Source organism: Pseudoxanthomonas wuyuanensis (assembly GCF_900215535.1).
Lineage (GTDB): Bacteria > Pseudomonadota > Gammaproteobacteria > Xanthomonadales > Xanthomonadaceae > Pseudoxanthomonas_A > Pseudoxanthomonas_A wuyuanensis.
Genome location: NZ_OCND01000001.1, coordinates 207,572 through 221,228, shown reverse-complemented (window position 1 = coordinate 221,228; position 13,657 = coordinate 207,572). Strand labels below are relative to the sequence as shown.

Below are 13,657 nucleotides of genomic sequence, written 5' to 3'. Positions count from 1 at the left end.
CAATCCGAAACCGTTTCGCGGCTGGCTCAGTTCAGGCGTCTAGGTTCATGTTCAATCTATTGGTAAAGTCGGAAGCAAACTTAGGACGAGCCGGATTTGCGCTTGTCCTGGCAATTCTCGGCACAGCAGCGCTGTCTCTCGCATTGAAAGAGCTTGGCTATGGCCCTGCCTGGGCCATGCTGTTTGCATTGGCCGCGTTTCCATTTGCAGCATGGCTCATGTCACAAGCGGCCCAAAGGCAGGGTCGTAGCGCATTGCTGTACGGGCTGGCATCTTTGTTGCCTCCACTTGCAGTTCTTGCGTTCTTCACGCTCTACAATCGCGACGTGGCGACAAGGCTACTCAAGGAATGACGGGGTAAATTAACGCTCCAAATGCAACACTCTCACGAGAGTAGCGAAAAGTCTCTTTCTATTTCATTCATGCCGAAATTCCTGCGCAAATCGGCTTATTTCAGGTGTTAAATCTTGTCACACCCTTCTCAGAGACATACATGAAAAATCTCATCTCGCTGATTGCCGCCTTGATTGCTACCACCGCGCTAGGGGCATCCGCCGCCACCTCAAGCGGCGCCCCAACCGCCAGACAAGTCGCCGATCCTTTGTTTGAGACTGTCTCGGCGCTCGACAGCGCTGTATTCGACGCTTTCAATAATTGCAGCTCCCCAGAGCAACTTCAAAAGCACGCCGGCTACTTCGCGCCTGACGTTGAGTTCTATCACGACACTGGTGGCGTCACTTGGTCGCGGCAGGAGATGCTCGCCAACACAGAGAAATATGTGTGCGGCAACTTCCGTCGCGAGCTCGTCCCTGGCACTTTCAAGGTTTCCCCAGTCAAGGACTTCGGAGCCATTGCACAGGGATCTCATCGCTTCTGCCAGTTCGCAAGTGGCAAGTGCGAGGGAGTCGCTGATTTCGCAATCGTGTGGAGCAATCAGAACGGGAACTGGCAAATCACCCGGGTTCTTAGCTACGGCCACAGGCCCAACAACTAGCCAGGGTCCGAAAAGAGGCCAGAGAAAATATCGAATTCAAACGGATATTTCCTTCGCCCCCCCTTTTACAGGCAACTGGCGGATCACGTTCGATTTCAGGGACGGAAACGCATTTGTTCTTGACTATGAGGACTATCACTAATGGCTGTGCACAATCCTCCCCATCCGGGTGAGTTCATCACTGACATCTACCTTGAGTCCAATGGCATCAGCGGCCGCGAGCTTGCGGACAAGCTGGACGTAGCTGCTTCTACGCTTAGCCGTATTCTCAAGGGAACCAGCCGGGTCACGCCTGAGATGGCGCTCCGCTTGTCCAAGGCCCTTGGCCGTAGCCCCGAGAGCTGGCTTGCCATGCAGGACATGCATGATCTTTGGTTGGCACGCCAGAGCGTCAACCTGCAAAGGGTTGTCAAGCTCAAGCTGGCCGCGGCCTGACAGTTCCGTAAAGGAGCTCTCGCCTGCATCGTTACGGCTTTGATCTGGCAGTTGGCCAGGGCGAGCCGACTTAACTCCAGCGTTGAGGCCTCAAGGATCAGCATGTAGAAAGTTCTAACACAGCCTTACTGGAAACGCTTTGCGATCGCGCTGTGCTCGGCAGCTGTTCTTGTATTCGCCTGCTCGCTGTCCATGCAACTTCATACGCTCAAAGAACCCGAACGGCTGCTTGTTGTGGCGGCCGGGGTGTTGGTCGCTTCCATACCGGGATCGGCACTATCTGCCTTGGCGTTCCGGCACAATCTGCTTACTCTTATTCTTGGCGCTCAGCTTCTGACCGTGGCGAGCTTGGCTACTTGGTTCGGGCTCAGGGTCTAACAATTCAGGCCGATCCGCATCAGGGCGGCCCCAAAGTGCAAACCTTCGGCTATATTCGCACTTGGTTGCTGTCCTGCTGCGGGGCGGCTCGGTTTGGGCGTCAGCCGTTGCATGACAAGATCCATACCCCTCTCATTCGCCGTACTGGCACTCTTGTCCTCCTGCGCGTCCTCGCCAGTGCAAAGGAAAAGGGTCGATGGATTTTTCATTCAGAACGCCGTCTTTGCGGTTCCAGCGTACCTCAGCAAGCTCGATGCCCTACCGGAGAAGGATGCTGCACCTAATCGTACTTCCATGGGTCTGTTCGCTCACAGACTAGCTGCAGGGACAGGTACGATTTTCGCTTACCGCTTCTATTCGCCTGGCCGGCTGCTGACGGTAGACGACGAAGCGTTCGAGAAGGTAACGATTTGGTTCGATCAGCCACTACCCGTAACGGGCACGACGCCTATCAGTGACTCCGTTGTCGTAGTTCACACAAAAGGTGGCTCTGCTTGGCCACAGTCGGCATGCTCAGGCGTCATGACAAGTGGATCCATCCAAGTTTCTCCTAACGGTGACGCCTTTGATGTGTCCATTAGCGGGGACTTGATTCAAGCGGGGAGTCGAAATCCACAGTGGTGCAATCAACAGTATTTGGAGATTTCCTTCAAAGCAACAGAGATTTCTCTCGCCTCGCTCACGCCTTGGCTTGGGCGTGCTGGAGATCATCCGTATGCAGAGAGCCACCCACGGTAACCCCGCGGGCCAACGGTTCATTCAAGCCGAAGCTGATCGCCGCCCAATTAACTCAGTCGCCAAGCCCCCATGTGCTACCCGCCGCGCGTTGAAGTTGCTCTTGAAATCCTGGCTAGTTCTGGATTGAGCTCCCGTCACTATGCCCCACCGCTCCACAAACTGATGTGGCGCCACGGCATTGCCGTCGCGCCTCCGCACTTCGCGGGATTCTTTTGGAACTTCTTATTCACTGCGCCGCTCACCGTTGCGGCATCTGCAGGGGCTTCTTGGCTCTGTCGATGGATTCGGTACGGAGACGTGGTGACAAGCATCCTTGAAACGGCCGTAGTTTCAGGCTTCTGTGCTTCTTTCTTCACTGCTTTGTATTTTTCGTATGCAGCGGAGAAGCACAATCTGCCTCGCTGGTCTTCCATTTCAACTGAGACAGAGACCTGATACTCACTCAAGCCGCTTCGCGGATCGGTTCAATTCAATCGCTGGACACACCATGATATTTGCCGTCGCTACCGATGAGAGAACCCTGTTTGTATTTTCCTCCGCCGCGGCGGCCAACGCCTACTGCGAAGGCATCGACGTTGAGGACGGCGGTTGGCTGTTCTGGGATGAGGCGGGTACAGCCCTGGCGCCTGAATTCCTCACCTCAAATTATCGCGACAAATTCACCGTCGGTAGCGGGACCTATCAGTTGGTCCCCGCCCCACACAGACCTTTACTTGCAGAGGTCATCACGGAGATCAACCATCTGGAAGCCAATCCGTACTTCGCAGATTTGTCCGCCGTCCGAACACATTTTGCAATTGCTACCCGCACGTCCCAGCATGGCGCCCAATAGTTCGTTCAGTCCAGCCCGTCGTCCTTAGCTCAGGCGCCGCCCTTTCCGAGACCCCATATGACTCGTCTCATTCTCGCCATTACTCTCATCGCCAGCTCCCTCGCCGCTTTCGCTGATGATTCCTTGCCTGAAGAGCTACCATCAGAACAAGAAGTGCCGGCGCTTCTCTCTGCCGAAACTACCGGCTTGACTATCTATCGCCATGATCAAGCCGCTGCCGTCGCTACCGATGCTGCCTTTAAGGTCCGAAGCTTCAAGAAAGACAAACGCATCAACGGTTGGATCACCGAGGAACAGCAGGGAAGTGTCGTCGTAACTTTCATTGATAAAACTCCCGCCGCGCTATATCGAATTACCGTTGCAAATGGGGTTGCTGGGTCCTTAGCCTCGCTAGAGTCACCAACGCCCCTTACCGCCTATGAGGCAGGTGCGGCCGCTGCTCGTCAGGCAGCTTTGGCGTCGAATTTCGAACCTTGCTCCAGCAGCTACAATTCGGTGGTTCTTCCGTCCCCCGTTGACGGCAATTGGCTTGTTTACTTAATACCTGGAACAACCAAGAACAATATTGTTCCGATTGGCGGCACGTACCGCATGGAAATTAGTGGTTCAAATATCGTATCGCAGCGAGCATTCACCCGTACTTGCATTTCTTTGCAGACCGATCCGCGGGCAGCCGCCCTCGTGGTTACCCATCTACTTGATCCGATCCCTACGGAGGCTCATGTTTTTTGGAGCATCTGGGCCCAAAAACCTCTCTACGTTTCGACTCCACCCAATGGAACGCTTTGGCTGGTTGAAGGCAACAACATCAAGCTCGTTGAGCGTAAGCCGGCGGATGGGTAACAGTTCGTTCAAACCGAACCGGTTTCGTGGCACGGTCTAGCTCAGATGACAGGCACGTTGAACATGATCTCCAGATTTCCTCTAGTCCTCGTTGCCCTACTTTCCGCCTGCACAGTTCAAGTGGGCGGCAGCGCGGAGGACGAACAGGTGAACACCGGCACCGCTGTCCAGCAAGAGGAAGTTCGCGCTGCTGCCAGGACAATTGCGGCACTATTCGACGAGGGCAGATTTGCTGAGTCATGGGCATTAGCCGGACCCGTCTTGAAATCGCAGACGTCTCAGCAGGAATGGGCGCGTCACGTCGCAACGCTACGCAAGCCGCTAGGCGCTGCCGGCAAACGAACCATTGAGGGTTTTGGCTTCCCCAAAGAGTTGGATGGCGCTCCACCCGGCGAGTACGGCCTAATTGGAGTTCGTACAGATTTTACCAATGCGAACGCAGTGGAGGAGAAGTTCGTGTTCCAGCGCGTTGGAACCGAATGGAAGCTGATTGGCTACTGGCTGTCCAAAAAGGTCACATTCGGTGTTAGCAAACAAACCTAGCAATTCGTTCGATCCGAAGCCGCTCCGCGGCACGGCTTACCTCAAGCGTTCGCATATCGCCGAACAACCACTTCTATCCGTCAGACGCCCAGAACACCTGCAAAAGCCCAGCTGTTGACACCATCCATTCGCAGTAGCAGACTCCGTCCCAAGGAGCGTAGAAACTCCTCTAACAGCGGTACCCACCTCCGTCAAACCGGTGGTTTTTTTGTGCCCAATCCTCGGGCGCAAGCCGACGCGATGCCTGCGTCGGGAGGGCGGCTAATACAACACCCTTCGGGGGAATACGCCCGCCGACTGTTAGCGGTTTCTAACCTCCCGACTTCCCGTCGCCGTTCGGCTGCGGGTCACTTCATGGAAAGAGGACGCAACGATGTCGAAATTCGATTCGAATGAGATGGACATGCCCGGTTATTTCCTGCCGGAGAACAGCCAGTTCCGGCTGAATAAGCTGCGCGATTACACGGAGTTCCTGTCCCGGCTGGCGCAGCCGCGCACGTCGGACGAGGCGGACGAGAGTGCACCCGAGGTACGCATGGGCGAGCTTGCGGTCTGCCTGGCGTTGCTGTCAGAGCAGGTTGAGCTGTTGCTGGAAGAGGTGTCGCAGCCTGCAGAGCGAAAGGCGAAGACGGCGGACGTGGAAGCGACTGCGGAAGAGGAAGAGGAAGAGGAAGAGGAAGAGGAAGAGGAAGAGGACGAAGACGAAGACGAAGACGAAGATGATGCGCCTGAGAAGTTGCAGGAGATTTCTGTCGCGGTCGCCGAACGTTATTCCTTTGGCGTTACCCTGGACCAGATTGATTCACTGGACCTTCTGACTCAGACCATTTCGGCGCACGGCGATGTGGTGGCAGGCAGCCACGAGGCCGAGTTCGCCGACCGCACGCTGCCGCTGATAGGACAGGCCATCTATGACGGGGTGGAAGCCGTGCGCGCCATCCTGGACGAGGTGGAAGACCAGCCACTCGGGCCGTCGCGGCGTCCGCTGAACCGCGTGGGCGAAACGCGGGCGGTGTACGACACGGGTTATGCGGGCCCGGCCGCAAGGCCAGGGGTACAACCCAGCGTCCACTATGGCCAGAACCGGACGCTGCAGTAACGCGCCTGCCGTGTTCCACCGTCGGCCCGGCTTGTCCGGGCCGACACTCCGGCACGTTGGATTGTTCGCGACCTGCGCAGCCGGGTTGCTCACGGCCTGCTGGCCACCGCGGGTGATGATGATAGGCGCGTGATCCTCGCAAACACGGCGTACCGAAGACTTGGCGGCCGGCCGGGCCGCTGGCGATGGTCTCTGAGCCGAACATGCGGTAATCCGCGCAATCAATGGTGAGATCAGCATGAGGTGCATGCGCTGCCGTCGCTGTCATCTGCAGGTAAACAGCGCAGTCCAGCATGCGCGCTGCGGTTTGGCACGGAAGCTTCCGCATCCCTTCCCCACTGTTTGAGCCCATGAGACCAACCACCCTTGCCAGCGCGGTCCTTGCCGCGCTTTCGGCCATGTCTATCTGTGCGCCGACGTTTGCCGCCAACGAAACTGCCGCCTCCGGCGAAGCCGCCGCACCGGCCACCGCCGATTTGGATGCGGTGATCGTCACCGGTACCCGCGGTGGCACCCGCACCCAGTTCGACACCATGGTGCCGATCGATGTATTTACGGCCGACGACGTGCGCGCGGTGGAGTCCAGCGATGTCAACGACATCCTTGCCCAGTTGGTGCCCTCGTTCGTGGTCCAGCGCCTTCCGATGAGCGACGGTCTGGTGTTTGTGCGTCCGGCAACACTGCGCGCACTATCGCCCGATCACACCCTGGTGCTGGTCAATGGCCGCCGCTTCCATCGCTCGGCCCTGCTTGGCGCGCGCGGCGCGCAGGGACCGGATCTTGCTCAGATCCCGGCTGCGGCGATCAAGCGCATCGAAGTGCTCCGTGATGGCGCCGCGGCGCAATACGGCTCGGATGCGATTGCCGGCGTGATCAACATCATCCTCGACGACAGCGTCGGAGGCAGCGTGACGTTGAACACCTCCGAGTACAGCGCAGGCGACGGCCGTGCCTGGGGCGGCGATGTGGGCTACGGCTTCGCCCTCGGTGAACGTGGGACGCTACGCTTGTTCGCCAGCCACAACCAGTCCGATCCCACCTCGCGCTCGCGTCAGCGGCCCGATGCAATCGCCTTCCAGCAGGCCCATCCCGAGCTCGACGTGCCTAACCCGGTGCAGCGCTGGGGCCAGCCGGAACTGGAAAGCAGCAAGTTCGGTTTCAATCTCGACCTGTCGCTGGGCGGTTACACCACGCTGTACGGCTACGGCCTGTATGGCACCAGCGATGGGCTCAGCGACTTCAACTGGCGCAACCCCGATACCAACAGCGAGCTGTACCGGCAGACCACGGTGTTTCCGGGTTTCGACCTGCGCACGATTTATCCGGTCGGGTTCTCGCCGCAGTATGGCAACGAATCCAAGGACCTGCATGTGCTCGGTGGTCTGCGCGGCCTCCTTGGCGACAATCTGAGCTGGGATGCGAGCGTCGGCCATGGCCGCAGCAGCATCGACTACACCCTGGGAAATTCCTTCAACGGCTCGCTCGGACCCGACAGTCCGACCGACTTCTACCTGGGCAACCTGGAGCAGAAGGAGACCAACCTCAATCTGGACTTCGTCTACCCGTGGCAACTGGCGACGCTGCAGGCGCCGGTCAATGTCGCCTTCGGTGCCGAGCATCGCAAGGAAACCTATACCGTCGGCCAGGGCGACGCCGCATCGTGGGCGGTCGGTCCCGGCGCGGCGGCCGGTCTGGCTCCCAACGCCAGCGGCGCACCCGGTTTCAGTCCGTCCCAGTCCGGCAGTTGGGACCAGACCAGCCGCGCCGCCTATGTCGATGTCGAAGTGCCGCTGGGCGTGCGCTTCTCGCTCGGCGGTGCGCTTCGCTATGAAGACTTCTCCAGTTTTGGCGACAGCCTCAACGGCAAGCTGTCGGCGCGCTGGGAAATGGCCGATGGGCTGGCCCTGCGCGGCGCCTGGTCGACCGGCTTCCGCGCGCCGACGCCCGGTCAGTTGTATTCGACCTCCACTACCCAGGGCCTGGACACCAATACCCTGCTGGTGTTCAACACTGGCCGGTTGTCGCCCGACGATCCGATCGCGCAGGCGCTGGGCGCCAAACCACTGCAGCCGGAGGAATCGGAATCGCTGACCTTGGGCCTGGCCTGGCAGGGCCCGGGCGGATTTTCCGGCTCGCTCGATCTATACCGGATCGCGGTCGACGACCGCTTCGGCACGTCGGCCTCCCAGCAGGTGCCGGCGTCGATGTCCAATCCGATGCGTTACACCTCGGTGTACTGGTTCACCAACGATTTCGATACCGTGACCCGCGGCGTCGACCTGGTCGCCAACCACCGCAGCCAGCTGGCGTTGGGTGATCTGCGCATGACCCTGGCCTGGAACCACAACCGGACCGAAGTGACGTCAGGCAGCACCGCGCTGGCCACCAACGAGGCACAGAAGCGGATCTTCGAGGACCGCCTGCCGCGTAACAAGGGCAGTCTGTCCGCGACGCTGGGCCAGTCGCGGTGGGAATGGATGGCACGCGCGCGCTACTACGGCAAGTGGACCGATTCGACCGGCAACAGCACCGGCGAGATCTTCCAGGACTTCGGCGACATGCTGATGTTCGACCTGGCGGTGACCTGGAAGGCCAGCGCCGCGTTGTCATTGCGGATCGGCGCCGACAACCTTTTCGACCGCTATCCCGACGAAGCCGTGTTCCAGGCCAGCCGCGGTCTGATCTATTCGCGCAATGCGCCCTACGATACCGATGGCCGCAACGTCCATGCGCAGTTGCACTACCGCTTCTGAGTCCGCCGATCCGGCGCGTCGCCGCCTGCTGCAGGCCACCGCCGCGCTGCCGCTGGTCGCGGCTGCCGGCGGTATCCGTGCCGGTGCCGGCACGCAGATCGATGCGCTGGTGCCGGCCGATGCCTGGGCACGGGTGGCGGCGTTGTACGACGTCGCCCGCTCCCCGGTGCCGTTGGAGAACGGCTACTGGGGATTGATGGCGCGGCCTGTCGAACAGGCCTACCTGGGCTATCTTGCGCAAGTCAATCGCGAAGGCGCGTCGTTCGCCCGGGGTGAGTACCCCGCACGCTACCGGGCCGCCCAGGCGCGGGCGGCCGAAGCGCTCGGTATCGGCAGCGATGAGTTGGTGCTGACCCGCAACGCGACCGAGGCGCTGCACGCCCTGATCGGCGGTTACAACCGGCTGCAGCCTGGCGATGCGGTGCTTTGCGCCGATGTCGACTACGACAGCATGATCACCGCGATGCGCTGGTTGCGGCAGCGCCGCGGCGTGGAGGTGGTGGAGATCGCCCTGCCCGAACCAGCGACCTGGCAGGGCGTGATCGACAGCTACGCGCAGGCGATGGAGCGTCATCCCAATCTGCGCATGCTGCTGCTGACCCAGGTCAGCCATCGCAACGGCCTGCTGCTGCCGGTGGCCGAGATTGCAGCGCTGGCACGTGCGCGCGGCATCGATGTCATCGTCGATGCCGCGCATGGCATCGGCCAGGTCGGTCTGGAGGTGGCCGCGCTCGGCGCCGACTTTGTCGGCGTCAACTTCCACAAGTGGCTTGGCGCGCCGGTGGGCGTGGGTGGACTGTATATCCGCCGCGGTTGCGCCGGACGGATCGACCCGTACATGGGGGAGCCCGACCCGCACGGCTCGGTACAGGCGCGGGTGCATACCGGCACGGCCAACTTTGCCGCGTTCATGGCCCTGCCCGAGGCGTTGGACTTGCATGCCCGGATCGACATGTCGACGCGTCGCGCGCGTCTACTGTCGCTGCGCAATCGCTGGGTCGATGCGGCGCGTGCCACCGGAGCCTATGAACTGCTCGGCGGCGATGATCCGCGGCTGCACAGTGCCATCGCCGCGTTCCGTCTGCGCGGCCGGACCTCGCTGGCCGACAACCAGGCACTGTCCATGCGCCTGCACGATGCCTACGGCATCCAGGTGGTGCATCGCGACGGCCTGGCCTCAGGCGCGTGCGTACGGGTGACGCCGGCACTGTTCAACCGTGAGTACGAGATCGACCGCTTGGTCGAGGCGTTGCGGGAGATTGCCGCGACGGCTTGAGAACCGTTGGTCTGGGCCGCGTCTCCGATGTTCCTGGAAGCTGATGCGGTGTTCGACGCTTGTTGGGATAGATCAACCCGATGGATCTTGTGCCAGGGCAAGGCGCAAACGACAGCGCTACCGTGTGGTATCGCGCGGATCTGCAACACCGCTCCGGCGCAAAAGGCGCGGTTCCATTTCGACCCGAAGCCGCTTCGTGGGTCGACCTCCTGATTCAAGCGTCAGGCCAGCTTCCGGATACAATGCCGCAGCCCATTCCGGGCAACATAGGAGGTGTCCCATGAAGCGTCACAACCACAACCCGGCTTCCTTTTGAGATAACGAGCAAGCGCCGCAAAGGATTCCCGTCCGAGACCAACGTCAAGAAGGGGCGCAGATTCGTCCACGGAGACAAAGAACTTTGCGAAAAGCTTGGCCGCAACGATCCCTGCCCCTGCGGCTCTGGGAGGTCGTTTCAAGCGGTGCTGCCTGGTTTCAGGTAGCTTTTGATGGCATCAACCGCCATGACTACTTCCGTTAGGCGTCTCCGGCGCCACGCCCTGTGGAGGGTGTGGCGCTGTCGTGGCAAGGCAGACAATGATTAGGTCGAAATCAAAGGATACAGTCATGCGCATAGTCATTGGCACCGTCGCGATGCTGACCATTGTTATTGCGCTTGGCAGTGTTCTGGACCTGCATGTCACGGCCGCGGCGTCAACCGCCCATGCCTCGCCACAATTTGCCACCGCACTACTCGGCTTGCTTGCAGCCGCCTGCGGAGGATTTATCGCTCGCCGAGCCCACTTCGCACCCATCGCCATGGCCGTATACACGGTCTTTTGGGCACTTGCGATCTACTACGTGCATAGATTCCCTCTTGGCCTGACGTATGCAGATCTCGTTTCAAGCAACGCTGTGCCTATTGCCACCTCGCTTTCCGCTGTAGGGATCGGAGCATTGTTTGGACAGAATCTAGCGAAAGCGTTACGCAAACACGCTGGAGCGCACCATGATTCACGTAGTCAGTCATGATCCCGCCTGGGCGGTGAAGTTTGAGTCGGCCAGGTTGCTAACCTGAAACAAAATGCGCCGGCTACCACTGGCGACAGCCAGGGCATGTGGGTTTCCCCTGCCAAGCGTTTGGCCAAGAACAAGCGGTACGCCCTAGGTCCAATGGCAGGCGTATAGCGGGGGCAGGATGATGGCTTCCGTCAACGCGCAAGACCGCACTGCTCTTCGGTGATTCCCGGTTTTGGGATGCGCATAGCTGTTGGTTGCTGTTTCGGCCGATCGGACGGGGCGCGTGCGCTATGGGGGGCTTGCCGATAACCACCGATTCGCCAACGCCGCTGAGCCGCGGCTTGGTAATCCTACAACTGAGGTGGCGATAGCGATGCACGACGCACCGTTTACTTTCCGCATCATCGGCATGCAAATCCAGGGTAGTGCAATCGATTCACTTCGGGATGAACGCCGATGAACGCGCAGTCGACCGCCGCCACTTCTCCTGACTTCGCCGGCTTGCCCGGCATGGTATGGATTCCACCGGGCACCTACCGGATGGGATCCGACCGCCACTACCCCGAAGAGGCGCCGGCGCATCCGGTCAAGGTGGATGGTTTCTGGATGGACGCCTCTCCTGTGACCAATGCGCAGTTCCGGGATTTCGTCGAGGCAACTGGTTACGTCACCTTCTGCGAGAGGGCTCCCGATGCTTCCGACTATCCCGACGCGGATCCGGAGATGTTGGTGGCAGCTTCGGCGGTGTTCGTGCCGCCGCCGGGCCGGGTGAGTTTGGGAGACGCCTATCAATGGTGGCAGTTCGTAGCGGGCGCGAACTGGCGGCATCCGCAAGGTCCGGACAGTTCGATCACCGCATTGGACGACCATCCGGTCGTGCACTTGGCATACGCAGACATTGAGGCATATGCGGACTGGGTGGGCAAGCGACTACCTTACGAGGCCGAGTGGGAATGGGCGGCGCGGGGTGCTGGCGGCGATACCGAATTCGCCTGGGGTGATGAGCTGGCTCCGGGCGGACGGCATCTGGCCAACACTTGGCAAGGCGATTTCCCTTGGCAGAACCTTGCCGACGATGGTCACGCCGGCACCTCGCCGGTGGGCGCTTACCCGGCCAATGCGTACGGTCTGTCGGACATGATCGGAAACGTGTGGGAATGGACCTGCGATTGGTATAGCCCGCGCCACGCCGAACCTGCGCCCAAGGCGTGCTGCATTCCCAACAATCCTCGCGGCGGTACGCAGGACGCCAGCTATGATCCTGCGCAGCCGCACGTCCGCATTCCACGCAAGGTGATAAAGGGCGGATCGCACCTGTGCGCGCCGAACTACTGCCAACGCTATCGTCCTGCCGCGCGCCTGTCGCAGCCGGTGGATACGTCCACCTCGCATCTTGGCTTCCGCTGTGTCATCCGCGGAGCGTAGACCGTGGAAGATATCTTCAAGAATATCGCGACATACGTTGCGCTGGCGCTGGAAGCGATTTCCATTCTGGTCGTCGCGGTCGGCGGCCTGGAAGCGGCCTACCGCTCCTTGTGGCCGCTATTGCGTGGCCGCGTCACCCACGGAATGCGCCGCGCCGCTTGGCTCAGTTTGGCGCGTTGGCTGCTGCTGGGTCTGGAATTCATGCTGGCCGCCGACGTTGTACGCACCGCCATCTCTCCGGATTGGGAAGCCATTGGCCAACTCGGCGCAATAGCGGTGATACGCACTTTCCTCAATTTCTTTCTCGAACGCGACCTCGAGGCCGCAAGCTTGACCCAGGAGTCCTCATGAATACGACGCAGTCGCCCGACCCCGGGTTGCCCGAGGAGCTGGCCAGTTCCATTCAAGGAAAAGACAGCGGCACCGCCTCGACCTTGCTGTCGACGCACCGCACCAAGCTGTCGATCAAGCGCACCGGACTGGCCGACCTGCGCTCGCACCTGGCCAACGAGCGTACGCACCTGGCGTACCTGCGCACATCGATATCGCTGATCGGCTTCGGCATCACCATCAACCGCTTCAGCCTGTTCCTGCAGGAACACGGAAAACTGGCCTCTGACCAGACCGGGCCAATGCTGCGCAGTTCCGAGCACGCCGGTGCCGGCATGGTCATCATCGGTCTGGCGCTTATCGCGTGGTCGCTGTACCGCTACTGGCACGTCAACCGGGACATTGAGCAGGCGATCTTCAGGCCGCTTCATCGTGCGGTGATCATGCTGACGGTGCTGCTGATCCTGGCCGGTGGATTTACCTCGGCCTGGCTGTTCCTTCAGCAGTAGTCCCGAGGACTCCGATATGGACGAGATGTGGATGCGATTCGTCGAAAACTTGACCGACCGCGTCAGCGGGCCGATGAAGTTCAGGCTGCTTCTGCAACCGGTCATGGCCTCGGTCTTTGCGGTCGTCTCGGGGCTCAAAGACGCCAAGGCCGGAAAACCGCCGTACTTCTGGAGTTTGCTGACCGACCCGGTCCACCGCAGGGACATGGTCAAGGACGGATGGAAGAGCGTCGGCAAGGTGTTCGTTCTGGCGCTGATCCTGGACGTTGTCTACCAGGTCATCGTCCTGCGCTTTGTCTATCCGGGCGAGGCGATCGTCGTCGCGTTCGTGCTGGCGATCCTGCCCTACCTGATTCTGCGCGGATTGGTCACACGGATCGCGCACAGGAAAGTGCGCAATGCCGACCGCTGATGCCGCCCTCACGAAGATGTGAAGAAGTCATCTTGCATCGTGCGGGCTGGGAGATCAGGCATCGGTCTTGAGCGTAGCTATCTGTTTCCGG

At 60.4% G+C, this 13,657-nt stretch carries 16 protein-coding genes; all 16 read left to right on the top strand.

The features are described from left to right. Positions 1–47 precede the first annotated feature (47 nt). The 16 genes from CRO39_RS20340 (at position 48) to CRO39_RS00930 (ending at position 13,566) form a co-directional block, all read left to right on the top strand. On the top strand, positions 48–353 hold the full coding sequence (locus tag CRO39_RS20340) for a hypothetical protein (RefSeq protein WP_141400668.1): 306 nt from the start codon (positions 48–50) through the stop codon (positions 351–353). A gap of 140 nt (positions 354–493) precedes the next feature. Continuing rightward, positions 494–994 (top strand): nuclear transport factor 2 family protein, encoded by a 501-nt coding sequence (locus tag CRO39_RS01000; RefSeq protein WP_097120011.1) that lies wholly within the window; start codon positions 494–496, stop codon positions 992–994. A 141-nt stretch (positions 995–1,135) separates the two neighbouring features. Then, positions 1,136–1,429 (top strand): HigA family addiction module antitoxin, encoded by a 294-nt coding sequence (locus CRO39_RS00990; RefSeq protein ID WP_097120010.1) that lies wholly within the window; start codon positions 1,136–1,138, stop codon positions 1,427–1,429. Between the two features lie 1,185 nt (positions 1,430–2,614). Continuing rightward, positions 2,615–2,980 carry a DUF6404 family protein gene (locus CRO39_RS21360; RefSeq protein ID WP_425479636.1) on the top strand — a complete coding sequence of 122 codons (366 nt, stop codon included), beginning with the start codon at positions 2,615–2,617 and terminating at the stop codon, positions 2,978–2,980. A gap of 52 nt (positions 2,981–3,032) precedes the next feature. Continuing rightward, a complete protein-coding gene (locus CRO39_RS00980) occupies positions 3,033–3,377 on the top strand; it encodes a hypothetical protein (protein ID WP_097120008.1) in 345 nt (114 codons plus the stop codon). A gap of 57 nt (positions 3,378–3,434) precedes the next feature. Further along, the gene (locus CRO39_RS20335) at positions 3,435–4,220 is read left to right on the top strand and encodes a hypothetical protein (RefSeq protein WP_141400667.1); all 786 of its coding nucleotides are present in this window, start codon (positions 3,435–3,437) and stop codon (positions 4,218–4,220) included. 63 nt (positions 4,221–4,283) lie between these two features. Further along, entirely contained in the window at positions 4,284–4,763 is a 480-nt protein-coding gene (locus CRO39_RS00975) for a DUF4019 domain-containing protein (protein WP_162125758.1), read from the top strand. A gap of 373 nt (positions 4,764–5,136) precedes the next feature. Beyond that, positions 5,137–5,862 carry an XAC0095 family protein gene (locus CRO39_RS00965; RefSeq protein ID WP_102047681.1) on the top strand — a complete coding sequence of 242 codons (726 nt, stop codon included), beginning with the start codon at positions 5,137–5,139 and terminating at the stop codon, positions 5,860–5,862. Positions 5,863–6,212: 350 nt separating this feature from the next. Beyond that, entirely contained in the window at positions 6,213–8,615 is a 2,403-nt protein-coding gene (locus tag CRO39_RS00960; protein ID WP_097120006.1) for a TonB-dependent receptor plug domain-containing protein, read from the top strand. Then, entirely contained in the window at positions 8,590–9,891 is a 1,302-nt protein-coding gene (locus CRO39_RS00955) for an aminotransferase class V-fold PLP-dependent enzyme (RefSeq protein WP_097120005.1), read from the top strand. The genes CRO39_RS00960 and CRO39_RS00955 overlap by 26 nt, the downstream gene beginning before the upstream one ends. A 317-nt stretch (positions 9,892–10,208) precedes the next feature. Continuing rightward, positions 10,209–10,373 carry an SEC-C metal-binding domain-containing protein gene (locus CRO39_RS21355; RefSeq protein WP_097120735.1) on the top strand — a complete coding sequence of 55 codons (165 nt, stop codon included), beginning with the start codon at positions 10,209–10,211 and terminating at the stop codon, positions 10,371–10,373. A 124-nt stretch (positions 10,374–10,497) separates the two neighbouring features. Continuing rightward, positions 10,498–10,902, top strand: a complete 405-nt coding sequence (locus CRO39_RS20330; protein ID WP_141400666.1) for a hypothetical protein — start codon at positions 10,498–10,500, stop codon at positions 10,900–10,902. Positions 10,903–11,346: 444 nt separating this feature from the next. Continuing rightward, positions 11,347–12,315 (top strand): formylglycine-generating enzyme family protein, encoded by a 969-nt coding sequence (locus tag CRO39_RS00945; protein ID WP_238394582.1) that lies wholly within the window; start codon positions 11,347–11,349, stop codon positions 12,313–12,315. Between the two features lie 3 nt (positions 12,316–12,318). Then, positions 12,319–12,666, top strand: coding sequence for a DUF1622 domain-containing protein (locus CRO39_RS00940; protein ID WP_097120004.1), 348 nt, complete (start codon positions 12,319–12,321; stop codon positions 12,664–12,666). After that, positions 12,663–13,154 (top strand): YidH family protein, encoded by a 492-nt coding sequence (locus tag CRO39_RS00935; RefSeq protein ID WP_097120003.1) that lies wholly within the window; start codon positions 12,663–12,665, stop codon positions 13,152–13,154. The genes CRO39_RS00940 and CRO39_RS00935 overlap by 4 nt, the downstream gene beginning before the upstream one ends. 49 nt (positions 13,155–13,203) lie before the next feature. After that, the gene (locus CRO39_RS00930; protein ID WP_202926292.1) at positions 13,204–13,566 is read left to right on the top strand and encodes a hypothetical protein; all 363 of its coding nucleotides are present in this window, start codon (positions 13,204–13,206) and stop codon (positions 13,564–13,566) included. The last annotated feature ends 91 nt before the right edge of the window (positions 13,567–13,657 follow it).